Below are 15,081 nucleotides of genomic sequence, written 5' to 3'. Positions count from 1 at the left end.
TAATTCCCAGTATTTTTATCATTTAGTGATAAGAAAAATATTGGATTGTTATTGCCTTGACATCAAGTATTATTAATGATATTTTTGATTGGTGGTTAGACTAAGTTAACTAAAAACAGGAGGAAAAATGAAGAAGCAAAAATACGTATTATATTTTATAATTTTATTAATTGCTGTAGCTTTTATTGCGCTTTTATCATTGGCTGTTGGTTCCAAATCAATACCCCTTGGTGAGGTCGTTGATCATTTGCTTCATCCAAGTACTGAATCCTTTAATGGAGCAGTTATTCAGGCAAGAATTCCTCGTACAGTGTTTGGTCTTATTGCTGGTGCAGCATTAGCAATTTCAGGTTTATTAATGCAATCAATTACAAGAAATCCGATTGCTGATCCAAGTATTCTTGGAGTAAACTTTGGAGCGAGTCTTGCAGTTGTATCCGGTATCACATTCTTTAATATTCAATCGTCTACTCAATATATCTTATTTGCATTAGTTGGTGCAATTCTTACTACCATTTTAGTATATTGGATTGCTTCCCTTGGTCAGGGTGGAGTGACTCCATTGAAACTGGCACTGGCTGGCGCAACGATTAATGGAGCGATATCTTCGTTAATTAGTATGATGGTATTGCCTAATATTAACTCGATGGCTTCATTTCGTTTCTGGCAGGTGGGAGGAATTAGTGGTGTTTCCTATGAGAACATTCTTATAAGTTTGCCATTTCTCATAGGAGCTTTATTAATTGCCATATTTGTATCACCATCATTAGATGCAATGATGTTAGGTGATGAAACAGCGACTGGTCTAGGAGTAAAAGTAAAACGTACAAGACTACTGGCAACTGCATCTGGAGTTATATTGTCTGCAACCGTTACAGCGATTGCAGGACCAATTGGTTTTGTGGGATTGATGATTCCACATATGATGCGTTTACTTATTGGAAATAATGTAAAACTATTGTTATTGTTTAGTGCCCTTGGTGGTGCCATTTTATTAAGTGGTGCAGATGTTATTGGAAGAGTAATTGCTTATCCTTATGAAGTAGAGGTAGGTATTTTAACTGCTTTAATTGGTGCACCTGTCTTTATTTATGTTGCAATGAAAACGAAAGTGAGAGCTTTATAATGAACGATATATTAGCAGGATTAAGAAAACGTAAGCGGAAAGCTAGAATAGTTGTAGTCACATTAATTGTTATCGTTTTATTATTAATGGGAATTACGTTAATGGTAGGAGATACGTTCTATCCTCTTGATGTAGTATTTAAGGTCATCATGGGAGATAAAAACATTAGTGGTGCAAGTTTTGCTGTTGGTACAATTCGTTTGCCAAGGATGCTTGCAGGAGTGCTAGTGGGATTCTCTTTAGGTCTAGCAGGTAGTGTCTTTCAGAAGATGTTAAGAAACACACTTGCGAGTCCTGATATTGTTGGGATATCATCTGGTACTAGTATGGCAGCAGTATTTTGTATTTTAATCTTACAGATGAGCGGACCTAGTGTTTCACTAATTTCAATGGCAGCAGGATTGTTAATTGCATTACTTGTATATATGTTATCAAGTGTTGGCAGATTCTCAAGTGCTCGTTTTATCCTAATTGGGATTGGTCTTCAGGCAATTATGAATGCATTAATTTCTTATATGTTATTAAGAGCAAATCAATATGAAGTAAGCAGTGCGATGCGCTGGTTAAGTGGAAGTTTAAACAGAATGCAGATGAGCAGTATACCAACCTTACTTATCGTTGTTATTGTTTGTACAATTGCGATACTACTTCTGGAACGTTATCTGAATGTATTGGAGTTAGGTGATGATATCGCAGTGGTATTGGGAGTTAGAGTGAAAGTTGTACGTATTTTACTAATTGTATGTAGTGTCTTTATGATTGCATTTGCTACATCAGTAGCAGGACCGATTGCATTTGTATCGTTTCTGGCGGGACCAATCGCTCATCGATTGGTTGGTAGTGGTCAGTCTTATGCATTTGCTGCAGGACTGGTTGGTGCGATTCTGGTGCTATGTGCGGATATGGTTGGACAGTTTCTATTTGCCACAAAATTTCCAGTAGGAGTGATTACTGGAGTTATAGGAGCTCCATATTTAATTATATTATTAATTCGAATTAACAAGACAAGAGGTGTATCATGAAACAACACAAATTAGAAGCAAATCATATCAATGTTGGTTATGATAAAAAAGAAGTAATTGATGATTTAAGTGTAACCCTTCCTGATGGAAAGATTAGTGTTATTATTGGTGCAAATGCTTGTGGAAAATCAACGTTATTAAAAACATATGCCAGACTATTGCAACCGAAAAAGGGTGAAATATTACTGGATGGTAAAAACATTCATCTGGAAAATACAAAAGAATTGGCCAAGGTAATTGGATTATTGCCACAAAGCCCGATTGCTCCTGAAGGAATTCGAGTTTCTGATTTGGTAGCTCGTGGTCGTTTCCCACACCAGGGATTTATGAGTTCACTAACTGAGAAAGATTATGAAGCAATTCAAGAAGCTTTAGAAATGATGAAAATCGCTGACTTAGCTGATCGTAGTATTGATGAGTTAAGTGGTGGTCAACGACAAAGAGTTTGGATTGCGATGGCACTTGCTCAACAGACTGATATCTTATTCTTAGATGAACCAACAACGTATTTAGATATTACATATCAGATTGAAATTCTGGATTTACTAAAAGAATTAAACGAAACAAAAAAGACAACAATTATTATGGTACTACATGATATTAATTTATCTGCACGATATGCAGATCATATTATTGCCTTAAAAGATGGTGATTTAGTTGCTGAAGGGAACCCATGTAATATTGTGAATGAAGATTTAATTAAAACTGTATTTAACTTAAATTGTTCGGTTATTAGTGATCCTATATCACATACACCACTAATTATTCCAATTGGAAAATATCCAAGAAAAGAAGAAGGTTGTCAAATATAAAATAATAATTACCAAATCAAAAATCTTCATTTTATTACGAAAATAATGAAGATTTTTTTCTATTGCGAATATTGATACAAAATGAATTGACAAGCTATATACTATAGTGATAAAGTTGATATTGTTAGCGAAGGCTAACTATGGACTGGTACACTATAGGAGGAGTACATGAAAAAATTATTATCAGTATTTTTTGCGTTAGCAATTATCGTTTCTGGATGTTCAAATGGAAGTTCTTCAGATGACGACAAAGATACATCAAACAGTGATGGGGAGTTTCCAATTACAATTGAACATGCATTTGGAGAAACTACAATCGAAGAAAAACCAGAAAACATTGTTGCGATTGCTTGGGGAAACCAAGATGATGTTTTAGCATTAGGAGTTACACCAGTTGGTGTTTCAAAAGCAAACTATGGAATTGGTGAAGATGAAAAACTACTTCCTTGGACACAAGAAGCATTTGAAGAACTTGGAGTAGAAGATCCAGTTGTATTTGATGATGTAGATGGATTGGACTATGAAGCAATCAGTGATGCAAATCCAGATATTATCTTAGCTACATATTCTGGAATCACACAAGAAGAATATGATTTATTAAGTGAAATTGCACCTGTAATTCCTTATGAAGAAGCAGCATACCAAACAACATGGCGTGAACAACTTCTTACAAACTCAAAAGCAATTGGGATGGAAGAAGAAGGAAAAGAATTGGTGAAAGAATTAGAAGAGACAATTGCTACAGAAGTTGCGAAGTATCCTGAAATTGAAGGAAAGACAGCGGCATTTATGTACTTTGATGTAGCTGATTTAGGTCAGGTATATGTATATGGAGAAAATGATCCACGTGCAGCATATTTACAAGATTTAGGGTTTACACAAGCAGACAGTATTAGTGAAATCTTAGATGGTACAACTGAATTTGGTACTTACTTCTCTGCTGAAAAAGCAGAAGACTTAAGTGATGTAGATGTAATTATTCTTTATGGAGATGATACAACATTAGAAGCATTACAAAATGATCCATTAATTGGAACAATCCCAGCGATTCAAAATGGTGCTGTTGTTATATTAGAAAATAATTCAACTCTAGCAGCTTCAACAACACCATCATCTTTATCAATTCCATATTCAATTGAAGAATATGCAAAATTGATGGGTGAAGCAGCAGCTAAAGTAAAATAGATGAAACCAGTAAAGTATACATTAATTATTGGTGGACTTGCACTTGCATTAGGATTAAGTGTAATTGCATCACTTGCATTTGGTGCAAAAACAATTCCGTTTCAAGAGGTAATAGATGGGTTATTTAACCCATCTGTTTCTTCATTTAATGCTCTTGTTATACAGGAGCGAATACCTAGAACTGTGTTTGCTTTGATCGCTGGAGCATCACTTGGAGTATCTGGTATTTTGATGCAGTCATTAACTCGTAATCCAGTTGCTGATCCAAGTATCTTGGGAGTAAATTCAGGGGCAGCTTTAGCAGTTGTTATTGGACTTGCATTCTTTCATATTAATAGTGCTACACAATATATTGTACTTGCAATTGCTGGTGCAGGATTGAGTGCATTTTTTGTATATGCAATTGCATCTTTGGGAAGAGGAGGAGCCACCCCGATTAAATTAACCTTAGCAGGAGCAACCACAAGTACGGCTATTACCTCTATGATAAATCTTATTTTATTACCAAGAGTACAGTCATTGACATCATTTCGTTTCTGGCAGGTAGGTAGTGTGAGTGGAGCAACATGGGATTCTATTATGACAGTATTACCAGTTGTCATTATTGCCTTTGTAATTGCGATTGCAGTCTCTCCATCACTTAATGCAATGGCCCTTGGTGATGAAATGGCAACGGGGCTTGGAGTAAAAGTAAATCGTACACGAGCAATTAGTGCAATTGCTGGAGTGTTGTTATGTGGAAGTGTTACAGCACTTGCAGGACCAATTGCATTTGTTGGACTGATGGTACCGCATGCAATGCGTTTATTATTTGGAAGTAATGTTAAAATATTGGTTCCTCTATCAGCAATGGGTGGAGCAATCCTACTTGTATTATCGGATGTAATAGGTAGAGTGTTAGCAAACCCTGGAGAGATCGAAGTAGGTATTATAACTGCCTTTATTGGGGCGCCAATTTTTATTATCATTGCAATTAAAACGAAGGTGAAAGCATTATGATCGATCATTCAAATTTAATCATGCAGGGAATGAGAAAACGTAAATATCGTGCAATCATAGCTGTTTCAGTACTGGTAGTTATTGTACTTGTTTTAATGGCTTGTATGCTGATTTTTGGTAACACTCAATATTCCTTAGATGTAATTGTAAGAACCCTTCTTGGTGAAGAAATTCAAGGTGCAAAGTTTGCAGTTATGACGATTCGTCTACCAAGAATGCTAGCAGGATTACTTGTCGGTATTTCACTAGGTATTGCAGGAAATCTATTCCAGAAAATGTTACATAATCCACTAGCCAGTCCAGATATTATTGGGGTAAGTTCAGGATCAAGTGTAGCAGCCGTATTCTGTATTCTAATTCTAAATATGAGTGGATTTGGTGTATCACTAGCAGCTGTTATCAGTGGATTAGTTGTAACCATGTTAGTCTATGCACTTTCTAGTATTGGTAAGTTTTCAGGAGGAAGATTAATCTTAATTGGGATTGGTATTCAGGCAATGGTCAATGCTATTATTTCTTACTTATTGTTGAAAGCAAATCAATATGAGGTATCAGGTGCGATGCGTTGGTTGAGTGGAAGTCTAAATGGAGTACAAATGAAGAATATTCCATTATTAGCTGTAGTAGTAATTGTGTTTGTTACAATCATTCTAGCACTGCAAAAACATTTAAAAGCGATGGAGTTGGGTGATGACCTTGCTATTATTTTAGGAATTCGAGTGAATTATATTCGTATTGCTTTAATGATTAGTGCAGTAATCTTAATTGCCTTTTCTACAGCAGTAACTGGACCGATATCCTTTGTAGCATTCTTAGCAGGACCAATTGCACAACGACTTGTTGGATCAGGTCAATCCAATTCGATTGCTTCTGCATGTGTAGGTGCAATTCTGGTATTGGGTGGTGACCTAATTGGTCAATTCTTCTTTACAACCAGATTTCCAGTAGGAGTTATTACAGGAATCCTAGGAGCACCATATTTATTAATCTTATTAATTCAATTAAATCGTTCAGGAGGTACATCATGAGCCAACATACATTAAGTGCAAATAGAATAATAGCAGGATATGACAAGAAAACCGTATTACATGATTTACAGGTAGATATACCAGATCACAAAGTTAGTGTAATCATAGGTTCCAATGCCTGTGGAAAATCAACACTACTAAAAACTTTTTCACGCTTACTTCTACCAAGTGATGGAGAAGTAATTCTCGATGGAAAAAAGATTGATCAGATACCATCCAAACAACTGGCACAGACGCTTGGATTGTTACCACAGTCACCAATTGCACCAGAAGGAATTCGAGTATCGGACTTAGTCGCAAGAGGACGCTTTCCTTATCAGGGATTTATGGGTGGAATGAAAAGTGAAGATTATGAAGCAGTGAATGATGCCTTAGATGCAATGGGAATCACTGACCTTGCTAATCGTGAGGTAGATGAACTAAGTGGAGGACAACGTCAAAGAGTATGGATTGCCATGGCACTTGCCCAGCAGACCGATATCCTATTCTTAGATGAACCAACAACATTTTTAGATGTAACTCATCAGATTGAAATTCTAGATTTATTGAGAGAATTAAACCAGAAGAACGGAACTACAATTGTAATGGTGCTACATGATATCAATTTATCAGCACGTTATTCTGATCATATGATTGCATTGAAAGATGGACAGTTAATCGCTGAAGGTGATCCTTGTGATATTGTAGATGAAAGTTTAATTAGTACTGTATTTAACTTGGATTGCGAAGTCATCAATGATCCAGTATCGAATACACCATTAATTATTCCTAAAGGGAAATATCAAAGAAAACCAGTAAGTTTATAGTGTAGAGATAAGGTGAAACAGCCTTATCTTTTTATTTTTACTAAAATATAGTAAAATAGGTGTATAGATTGAGATTTATATAAGGCGGGAATAGATTATGAAGAAGAAAAAATTAATAATACATATTGTAGTAGGACTATTAATTCTATTAATACCACTAATGCTGACAAGTGAAAGTGGACTATACATTACAAGTGATTTTCAGATAATAGGAATGAATTATTTCATTCGAGCTGGAGCGCTTATTGTTTCCATACTGGTAATGTATGTAGGAATAAATAATTATTTTAAATTGGACGAAAGTAAATAGGAACGAAAAGGGATTAACTCAAGTTGGTAAAACTTAGCTGATTCCTTTTTTTGTTGGAAGAGAGGTGATGTGTGTGAATGTGCAAAAACAAAAAAGTTGCCACAACTACGGTAAACTTTTAGTATTGGAAAAAATTGGGTACTTTATATAATGAACTTAGGAGAAGCGACATGATTGTTTTAACGAAAAGGCAAAAAGAAATTTTAGATTTATTATCTTTACAGAATGACTATATTACATTTAATTCAATTGCAAAGAAATTATCTGTCAGTAATCGAACAATTCGAAATGACATGAAGCAAATTGAATTTTTCCTCATGGAAAAAGGAATTGAGTTAGTTAAAAAAGCAGGTGTTGGTGTTTTGCTAAATTGTGATGAAAGTGAAAAAGCAGCTGTAAGAAAAGATATGGATATGATTTACACAAGAAACTTCTCTAAGGAAGAACGTAATAGTCTAATAAAGGTTTATCTGTGTTTACTTCCAACAAATACATTTCAGGATTTGGCAGATATCTGTCTGGTTTGTAAGCAGACAATTATTAATGGATTTGATGACATTATAAAAGATGTAGCAACATCAAATATAAAAGTTGAAAAAATTCAAGGAGTTGGATTACAGCTAAGTGGAAGTGAAATTGATATACGCAGAATGTTTCTGCAGATATTAAATGATAATCCTTGTCCAAATGAAATAGACGAGTTATTAGGTACAAATGATCATATTTATCGATTGAATGAAACAGCAGAAGAAATATTCAATCGATTAGATAGTGAGCATGATATTTCATTTAAAGATACCAATCGATTAAAACGATTTATATCCTTTGTGTTATTGAGAATAGAAAATGGAAATTTATTATCGGATGATTTTAAACTTCCTGAGTTTCCACCACATGATAGTTTGAATTTCTTTATTGAATTCTTAAGCCCATATCTTCCAAATGAAAAGGAATGTATTTACTTAAGTACGATTATGATTAGTGAACGAATGAGTCAGTTATCAGATTTGATGTATGGTGATAAGAACGAAGATGATGAAGCATATCAGATTGCAATGTTCTTGGTAGATTCCTTACAGTCATTACAACCACTTGAGAAAGACTCGGTTCAGGAAATGATAGATGGTTTAACTTTACATTTAAAGACGGCGATTCATCGTTGTCGAAATAATCTAAAAGTAAAGAATGATTTAGTTGATCAGACGCAAATGATGATTTCCTTATTTTATGAATTTACTAGAAAACAATTACATCAGGTTGAGAAACAATACAACTTAATCTTTGATGAAAATGAAATTGCATATATTGCAATGTACATTGCTTCAATTTATGAAACAGGAAATAAAAATCGCAATATGGTAAATGTTCTATTGATTTGTTCCTTCGGGTTGGCAACTAGTTCAATTCTAAAATCTAGGCTATCTCAGTTCTTACCAGAGTTAGCAATTATTGGACCAGTATCAGAAAAGCAATCAGTTAGTTATCTAGAAAATAATGAAATAGATCTAATTATATCAACCAGTGAATATGAACATGAAGATATACCTGTAATTACAGTAAATCCAATGTTAAATCAGATAGATATTGAACGAATTAAGAGCAAACTATATCAGTTCTCTTATTCAAAGATGTGTTCATCCTTTATTAATTCGGTTGCACCAGCAATAGAGCAGATAGAGAAGCATTATCTTAAAGATTACATTGATGCAGAATACATTCAGATTGTAGATGAAGTAAATGGTTGGGAAGAAGCAATTCAAGTTGCTGCGAAACCACTGCTAGAGAAACATTATATAGAACAGCAATATGTAGAGACAATGATTTATGCAGTAAATGAATATGGTACCTATATGGTAATGACACCACAGACAGCATATGTGCATGCAGGTGTGAATGATGGGATTTATCAGAATTGTACCGCAATTCTGATATTAAAGAATCCGATTATGTTTGGATATATGAATCCTAAATTAGTAAGAACGATAGTAATTTTAGGAATTAAAAATAAGCAAGAAAATGATTTATTGAATATTGCTTATATATTAGAAAAAGAATGGAATATTGAAAAATTGGAAGCAAAAGATATTTCCAAGGAAATAGTATTTAGTATGCATGATTAGTGAAAGGAAGAGAAGTATGAGTGAAATAATTAATATAAAAAATATTCAATTAAATCAAAAAGTAAATGATTGGGAAGAAGCAATTCGTATTACTAGTAAACCATTACTGGAAAACAATTCAATCGAACCAATCTATGTAGAGAACATGGTGAATAGCGTTAAAGAGTTAGGACCTTATATTGTGATTATGCCACAGTTTGCATTAGCACATGCAGCTCCAGGAGTTGGTGTTAAGGTTTCTGATATGTCGATTGCAACATTCCCTGATGGAGTGAATTTCAATTGTGAGAATGATCCAGTGAAAGTAGTACTTTGTCTTGCTTGTATTGATAAGATATCGCATTTAGATAAGTTGCAGAAGGTGGCAACTACATTAATGGATGACTCAATTATTGAGAAGATGTGTGCTTGTAAAAGTGAACAGGAATTGTATGAAATATTGAATACAGGTGAAGTTTAGGATAAAAGAACTTCAAATATAAGAAAGGAGGAATGCATATGAAGCATAAAATTCAGACAGTGTGTGGTTTTGGATGTGGATCTTCATTGATGTTGAAAATGAATGTAGAAAGCATCGCCAAAAAACACGGGATAGAAATTGAAGCGTTTTGTGGTGATGTAGGAACTTGTTGTTCCAATGACTGTGATGTGATTTTCATTTCGAAAGAATTAGCAGAACGCATCCAAGATCGCGCAAAAGTTCCATTGGTTATATTCAATAATTTTATGGATAAGAAAGAAGTTGAAGAAAAGAGTTTGGCTTATTTTGACACAATAAAATAGAAAAGTGAGGAGAAAATTATGGCAGTATTTAATTTTATTATTAATGAAATATTTGGACAAGGTGCGATTTTCTTAGCGCTTATCGCATTTGTCGGTTTACTTGTACAAAAGAAATCTGCATCAGAAGTAATTAGAGGAACGGTAATGACAGCAATTGGTTTCTTTGTATTATCAACTGGTACAGGACTTATTACGGGGAATTCTATTGATGGAATTGCATCTGCATTTAACACAATTATGCCTACTGCAGTTGAATCAACTACTGTAGATATTGGTGCACAATATGGTACGGAAATTGGTATCGTAATGTTAGCGGGATTTGGAATTAACTTATTAGTAGCTAGATTTACAAGATGGAAATCAGTGTTCTTAACAGGACATATGTTATATTGGTTCCCATTTGTATTTATTGCAGCTGGAGTAAATGCTGGATTAACAGGAACAAAACTAGTTATTATTGCAGCAGTATTTACAGCACTATATATGGTAGTATCACCAAACCTAATGAGACCATTTGTGAAGGAAGTTACAGGAGATGATTCATTTACAATTGGTCATCCTACAACGATTCTTTCAGTAATCTCTGGTTTATTAGGTAGAGTAGTGGGGAATAAAGAAAAATCAACAGAAGATTTAAAAATACCTTCTTCATTAAGTTTCTTACGTGAAGTATCAATTACAGGATCAATTGTAATTGCAATTACATATATCGTTATGTATTTTATTCTTCAAGGAAATGGATTTGATCCAGCAGTTGTCTGGGGATATGCAGAATCAGGAACAACCGCATTTAGTTACATCTTTACACATGCAATTTACTTTGGTGTAGGTGTTACAATTATGCTTCAAGGTGTTCGTATGTTGATTGCTGAAATCGTACCAGCATTCCAAGGAATCGCAGAAAAATTTGTACCAGGTGCTATTCCAGCGTTAGATGTACCAGTTATTTTCCCTTATGGACCAAATGCATTAATTATTGGATTTATTGTAGCAATGATTACTTCAATCATCACAATTATCTTAACTGCAGGAATGTTCCCAACAGTAATTATTCCATTAACCTTTACATGTTTCTTCGAAATCGGATGTGCTGCCATCATTGGTAATGCAACCGGAGGGGTTCGAGGTTGTATCATTGGTGCAGCAGTTAGTGGTGTAATTATGGTATTGTTGGTTGGATTTGGAGCTTACTTCTTTAATGATACAATCCAACAATGGATGTTAGTATATGGTGGACAGGACTTCTCGTTATGGGGAATTATAGAAGGTTTGTTTGCTAGGTTGTTTATATAAGTTAGGATCGTATATGGAATTTAAATATATAGAACGAATATATAAATTAATAAAACTGATTGAAAACGAAGAACAAGAAGCAATGAAGCAAAGTGTTGATTTACTTTGTAAATGCATCTTAGATAAGAATACAATCTATACCTTCGGAGCCAGTCATGCAGGAATTTTAAGTGAAGAACTTTACTATCGTGCAGGAGGATTAATGCTATTTAATCCAATCTTTGGTAAAGAAATTATGCTTGATACATCACCTATTACATTAACTTCTAAAATGGAACGATGTGTAGGGTATGGAACTGCATTAGCACAAAGTAAAGCAGATTTCAAAGAAGGGGATGTCTTAGTAGTTCATTCAGTATCAGGAAGAAATCCAGTCACAATCGAAATTGCTTTAGCTGCACAAGATGCAGGAGCAAAGATAATTGCAATTACCAACTTGGAATACTCTAAGTCAGTGAGTTCACGTCATCCTAGTGGAAAGCGACTATTTGAACTAGCAGATATTATATTAGATAATCATGGTGATGTAGGGGATGCATGTGTTGCAATCGAAGGATTACAACAGAAAGTATCACCAACTTCAACTGTTGTTGGTGCAATTATGCTAAACTCAATTGTTGCAGCATTAACACAAAAGTTAGTTGATAGTGGAATGGAAAAACCACCAATCTTCTATAGTGCAAACTTAGATGGTGGAGATGAACTAAATCAGAAATTATATGAGGAATATAAAGAATCAATTCGCTATAAATTTTAAGCAAACAAAAGGTAGCTGATATCAAAATGATATCGGCTACCTTTTTAGTTGTGGGTGATTGCTTTTATAACGGTTGTACAAGTTTTATCGTAAATAATATTTGTTAGAGGTAACAGATATTTTATTAACATTAGAAACCAATACAATACTGCAAGTATCGCAATTGTTTCAAATGCAGTTAAGGATATCGTCAAGGTAATTAGATATAATACTGCACTAAGCAAAACTATAGAAAATATAATCAGAGACTTCTTTATGAAATCTTTTGGAATGTCAGGAAGGAAATATTTGATTCCAATAATCATAATCATAATAAGGACAATCGCACTAGTAGCTACATAATTATGCATTTGAAAAAAGGTTTCTACTAGATTGAAAGGAAATAACCCTATGAGAGAAATACTTAACCCAATAAGAGTAATAAGTCTATTTAATTGTCTGAATTGCTTTGTATGAGGAACTGCTTTTAAATGTGAAAATGTAAATTTAAATAAGAAAATAAATAATGGTCCCATTAGAATAAGCATATTATTAAAACGCCAAGGTTCTTTAGCGCTTGCAGATCCTAAGAAGCTAAAGTTATGTTGCCACCATAAGAAACTTCCATTTTCAAAAGAAGAAAATACTACACAACAAATAATAAGTAAGACAATTACTTTAATAATTTGAATTGGTGTAATCGATGATAATGCTTTAATCATAATAGCATTTGTAAGCAACGCCATTAATAATACTACAAATGAATAGAAATAGAGATTAAAAGTAATGTCTTTGAGTACGATATTGATTCCGATGAATAAAATATTAGAAATATAATATAGAATCATTGATAAAGCAAATATTTCAGTTATCTTATCGGTAAATGAGATATTAAGTTTCTTCTCTTTTCTGTCTTTAATAACAAGAAACCATATACTACAGAAAACACTGCTGAACATCAGCATATTTAAAATTCGATTTGTCATAAATCCAATATGTAATGCATTTATATTATCGTTTCCTAATGTATTTAAAATTAACAACACACTACAACATATTGCAGGAACAATAATCAATTTTAAGTTATCTAAAACAGCATTATAAATAGGCTTTACACGAATAATTAATCGATCGTCTTTGGTGTGCATTGAAACGCATTGATTCTCCTGTAAGTCCATTTGTTTTGATATTTCTTCAGGTATTTTAATATAGTAACTTTTATTCATAAATAATCGCCTCAATTCTATTTTGTGAATATTGCATATAATTTAAAAGTATTATATAAGTATATCATTGCTTTGACATTTGTAAACTTATAGGAACAGATTGTTTAATAATTGAAATAAAATGAACGATATCACAACTTTCTGCGACTAATTATTAGACTGCTAATTTATAAGTAAATTATACTTTTTAAATTTACGCGAACCAATTTGAAGTGAAAGTATGTCTAAGTGATAGGAAAGTATAAATTTTAGGAGATGTATATGAGCGGACAAGTCAGAAGAAGGAAAATTGATGTTGACTATATAAAAGCATTTAAAGCTGGTGATCAGGAAGCATTTAATTACATTTATAATTATTACAAAAACTCGTTATACTATTTCATCTTTTCTTATACAAAAGATAGTCAGGATGCTGAAGAAGTATTTCAAGATACATTTGTGAGAATCCATAATCGTATTCAAGACTTAGAAAAACTAGAATCATTTGAGTCGTGGGCTTTTTCAATTGCACACAGCATGACAATGAGTTTCTTAAAACGTAATAAAAAGAAAAAGTATTTTCAACTTGAAGAAGATATTGATGTTGAGGATGATTTTAATATTGTAGATGATTATGAAAAAGGTGAAGTAGTAGATACATTAAAAAAAGGTTTTGAGGAATTAAATCCTATATTTAAAAGTGTTGCACAGTTGCGATATTTAGAAGAATTATCAGTTAATGAAATAGCTGATACTCTATCAGTTCCTGTAGGAACAGTGAAACGAAGACTAAGTAGAATTAGAGAAATCATGCAACCAATTCTAGAAAAGCAGGGAATTACACCAGATAAGTATTTTTCACTTGGTGGGGTTCCAATTCTTTATCAGGTAATTAAAGAATCAGTAGCTGAACATCAATTATCTGCAACTGCTTCACAGTCAACATTGACTGCAGTAGCTGGAGGATCTGCAACTACTACATCATCAATGATTGGTGGTGGATTGCTATTAAAGGTTATTACAGCTGGAGTATTAATGGTAGGTACTGGGGTGTTTTACCAAAGTGTAACGCAAGGAAGCGAGGAAGTTCCTACTGGTGTAGTTGATAGTGTTTCTTATGACAAAGAACAGACGAACAAGGATGTTGAAGTTGTTTTGGAACTAAAGGAAGATATCACAACTGACAAGGCTGAAATCACGTTAGATGGTGAAGAACTGCCATTTGAACTACAAGGAAAAGAATTAAAATTTGTAGCAATGAGCAATGGAAATTACAATCTAATAGTTGATGAGTATACTGGTACACTTGAGATCAGAAATATTGATAAGAGTCCTCCAGTATTGAATGAAATTATTAATACAGAACAGGGCTTTCATTTAGATGTAAATGATGAAGGATTTGGTATTGATTATAAAGCATCCTATATTGAATATCAGGGAAAGAAGTATGATATTCAAGAGAATGGAGATATTACTGGTGAGTTTAAGGGAGAAGCTATATTACAACTGTTTGATGAAGTTGGAAATAGTTCGACTTATCAGATTACAATTGGAGATTAAAAACAAGGTAGTATAGTTATGATAAATGTGGGCGGTGAATGGAATAGAAAGTTTAAATTGATAATCGTATCATTTTTAATGATGCTTTTTTGCGTT

The 15,081-nt window shown here is 33.5% G+C and carries 15 protein-coding genes; 14 read left to right on the top strand and 1 reads right to left on the bottom strand.

Annotation, left to right across the window (positions count from 1 at the left end):
- Positions 1–127: 127 nt before the first annotated feature.
- From J2S15_RS05470 to J2S15_RS05410, 13 genes are all read left to right on the top strand, one after another.
- Positions 128–1,126, top strand: coding sequence for a FecCD family ABC transporter permease (locus J2S15_RS05470; RefSeq protein WP_307406221.1), 999 nt, complete (start codon positions 128–130; stop codon positions 1,124–1,126).
- The gene (locus J2S15_RS05465) at positions 1,126–2,148 is read left to right on the top strand and encodes a FecCD family ABC transporter permease (RefSeq protein ID WP_307406219.1); all 1,023 of its coding nucleotides are present in this window, start codon (positions 1,126–1,128) and stop codon (positions 2,146–2,148) included. Before J2S15_RS05470 ends, J2S15_RS05465 begins: the two co-directional genes overlap by 1 nt.
- Positions 2,145–2,960 (top strand): ABC transporter ATP-binding protein, encoded by an 816-nt coding sequence (locus J2S15_RS05460; RefSeq protein ID WP_307406217.1) that lies wholly within the window; start codon positions 2,145–2,147, stop codon positions 2,958–2,960. The genes J2S15_RS05465 and J2S15_RS05460 overlap by 4 nt, the downstream gene beginning before the upstream one ends.
- A 168-nt stretch (positions 2,961–3,128) precedes the next feature.
- Complete coding sequence (locus tag J2S15_RS05455; RefSeq protein WP_307406215.1) at positions 3,129–4,145, top strand: iron-siderophore ABC transporter substrate-binding protein; 1,017 nt, start codon at positions 3,129–3,131, stop codon at positions 4,143–4,145.
- On the top strand, positions 4,146–5,144 hold the full coding sequence (locus J2S15_RS05450) for a FecCD family ABC transporter permease (RefSeq protein WP_307406213.1): 999 nt from the start codon (positions 4,146–4,148) through the stop codon (positions 5,142–5,144).
- Positions 5,141–6,172 (top strand): FecCD family ABC transporter permease, encoded by a 1,032-nt coding sequence (locus J2S15_RS05445; protein WP_307406211.1) that lies wholly within the window; start codon positions 5,141–5,143, stop codon positions 6,170–6,172. Before J2S15_RS05450 ends, J2S15_RS05445 begins: the two co-directional genes overlap by 4 nt.
- A complete protein-coding gene (locus tag J2S15_RS05440; protein WP_307406210.1) occupies positions 6,169–6,978 on the top strand; it encodes an ABC transporter ATP-binding protein in 810 nt (269 codons plus the stop codon). The genes J2S15_RS05445 and J2S15_RS05440 overlap by 4 nt, the downstream gene beginning before the upstream one ends.
- A 97-nt stretch (positions 6,979–7,075) precedes the next feature.
- Complete coding sequence (locus J2S15_RS05435) at positions 7,076–7,288, top strand: hypothetical protein (RefSeq protein ID WP_307406209.1); 213 nt, start codon at positions 7,076–7,078, stop codon at positions 7,286–7,288.
- A gap of 170 nt (positions 7,289–7,458) precedes the next feature.
- Positions 7,459–9,408 (top strand): BglG family transcription antiterminator, encoded by a 1,950-nt coding sequence (locus J2S15_RS05430; RefSeq protein ID WP_307406207.1) that lies wholly within the window; start codon positions 7,459–7,461, stop codon positions 9,406–9,408.
- Positions 9,409–9,424: 16 nt separating this feature from the next.
- Positions 9,425–9,868, top strand: coding sequence for a PTS sugar transporter subunit IIA (locus J2S15_RS05425; RefSeq protein ID WP_307406205.1), 444 nt, complete (start codon positions 9,425–9,427; stop codon positions 9,866–9,868).
- 38 nt (positions 9,869–9,906) lie between these two features.
- The gene (locus tag J2S15_RS05420; RefSeq protein ID WP_307406204.1) at positions 9,907–10,191 is read left to right on the top strand and encodes a PTS sugar transporter subunit IIB; all 285 of its coding nucleotides are present in this window, start codon (positions 9,907–9,909) and stop codon (positions 10,189–10,191) included.
- An 18-nt stretch (positions 10,192–10,209) separates the two neighbouring features.
- The gene (gene ulaA, locus J2S15_RS05415; RefSeq protein WP_307406201.1) at positions 10,210–11,484 is read left to right on the top strand and encodes a PTS ascorbate transporter subunit IIC; all 1,275 of its coding nucleotides are present in this window, start codon (positions 10,210–10,212) and stop codon (positions 11,482–11,484) included.
- A 13-nt stretch (positions 11,485–11,497) separates the two neighbouring features.
- Positions 11,498–12,241: an SIS domain-containing protein gene (locus J2S15_RS05410; RefSeq protein WP_307406200.1), complete on the top strand. Its 744-nt coding sequence runs from the start codon at positions 11,498–11,500 to the stop codon at positions 12,239–12,241.
- Between the two features lie 44 nt (positions 12,242–12,285).
- On the opposite strand, the gene J2S15_RS05405 is transcribed toward J2S15_RS05410, so the two are convergent.
- On the bottom strand, positions 12,286–13,446 hold the full coding sequence (locus J2S15_RS05405; protein ID WP_307406198.1) for a DUF998 domain-containing protein: 1,161 nt from the start codon (positions 13,444–13,446) through the stop codon (positions 12,286–12,288).
- A 261-nt stretch (positions 13,447–13,707) separates the two neighbouring features.
- On the opposite strand from J2S15_RS05405, the gene J2S15_RS05400 reads away from it, so the two are divergent.
- Positions 13,708–14,985, top strand: a complete 1,278-nt coding sequence (locus J2S15_RS05400; RefSeq protein ID WP_307406197.1) for an RNA polymerase sigma factor — start codon at positions 13,708–13,710, stop codon at positions 14,983–14,985.
- Positions 14,986–15,081 lie beyond the last annotated feature (96 nt).

The sequence above is a fragment of the Breznakia pachnodae genome, assembly GCF_030814225.1.
In the GTDB taxonomy this organism is placed as follows: Bacteria; Bacillota_I; Bacilli_A; order Erysipelotrichales; family Erysipelotrichaceae; genus Breznakia; species Breznakia pachnodae.
Note: the sequence above shows the minus strand (reverse complement) of the source record. Positions and strands in the feature narration are given on the sequence as shown.

Bases quoted from the DNA above. Each gene is read 5' to 3' on its own strand.
- J2S15_RS05470 (WP_307406221.1), top strand. From the start codon at position 128: ATGAAGAAGCAAAAATACGTATTATATTTTATAATTTTATTAATTGCT.
- J2S15_RS05445 (WP_307406211.1), top strand. From the start codon at position 5,141: ATGATCGATCATTCAAATTTAATCATGCAGGGAATGAGAAAACGTAAA.
- J2S15_RS05465 (WP_307406219.1), top strand. From the start codon at position 1,126: ATGAACGATATATTAGCAGGATTAAGAAAACGTAAGCGGAAAGCTAGA.
- J2S15_RS05400 (WP_307406197.1), top strand. From the start codon at position 13,708: ATGAGCGGACAAGTCAGAAGAAGGAAAATTGATGTTGACTATATAAAA.
- J2S15_RS05455 (WP_307406215.1), top strand. From the start codon at position 3,129: ATGAAAAAATTATTATCAGTATTTTTTGCGTTAGCAATTATCGTTTCT.
- J2S15_RS05440 (WP_307406210.1), top strand. From the start codon at position 6,169: ATGAGCCAACATACATTAAGTGCAAATAGAATAATAGCAGGATATGAC.
- J2S15_RS05405 (WP_307406198.1), bottom strand. From the start codon at position 13,446: ATGAATAAAAGTTACTATATTAAAATACCTGAAGAAATATCAAAACAA.
- J2S15_RS05430 (WP_307406207.1), top strand. From the start codon at position 7,459: ATGATTGTTTTAACGAAAAGGCAAAAAGAAATTTTAGATTTATTATCT.
- J2S15_RS05410 (WP_307406200.1), top strand. From the start codon at position 11,498: ATGGAATTTAAATATATAGAACGAATATATAAATTAATAAAACTGATT.
- J2S15_RS05435 (WP_307406209.1), top strand. From the start codon at position 7,076: ATGAAGAAGAAAAAATTAATAATACATATTGTAGTAGGACTATTAATT.
- J2S15_RS05420 (WP_307406204.1), top strand. From the start codon at position 9,907: ATGAAGCATAAAATTCAGACAGTGTGTGGTTTTGGATGTGGATCTTCA.
- J2S15_RS05450 (WP_307406213.1), top strand. From the start codon at position 4,146: ATGAAACCAGTAAAGTATACATTAATTATTGGTGGACTTGCACTTGCA.
- J2S15_RS05425 (WP_307406205.1), top strand. From the start codon at position 9,425: ATGAGTGAAATAATTAATATAAAAAATATTCAATTAAATCAAAAAGTA.
- ulaA (WP_307406201.1), top strand. From the start codon at position 10,210: ATGGCAGTATTTAATTTTATTATTAATGAAATATTTGGACAAGGTGCG.
- J2S15_RS05460 (WP_307406217.1), top strand. From the start codon at position 2,145: ATGAAACAACACAAATTAGAAGCAAATCATATCAATGTTGGTTATGAT.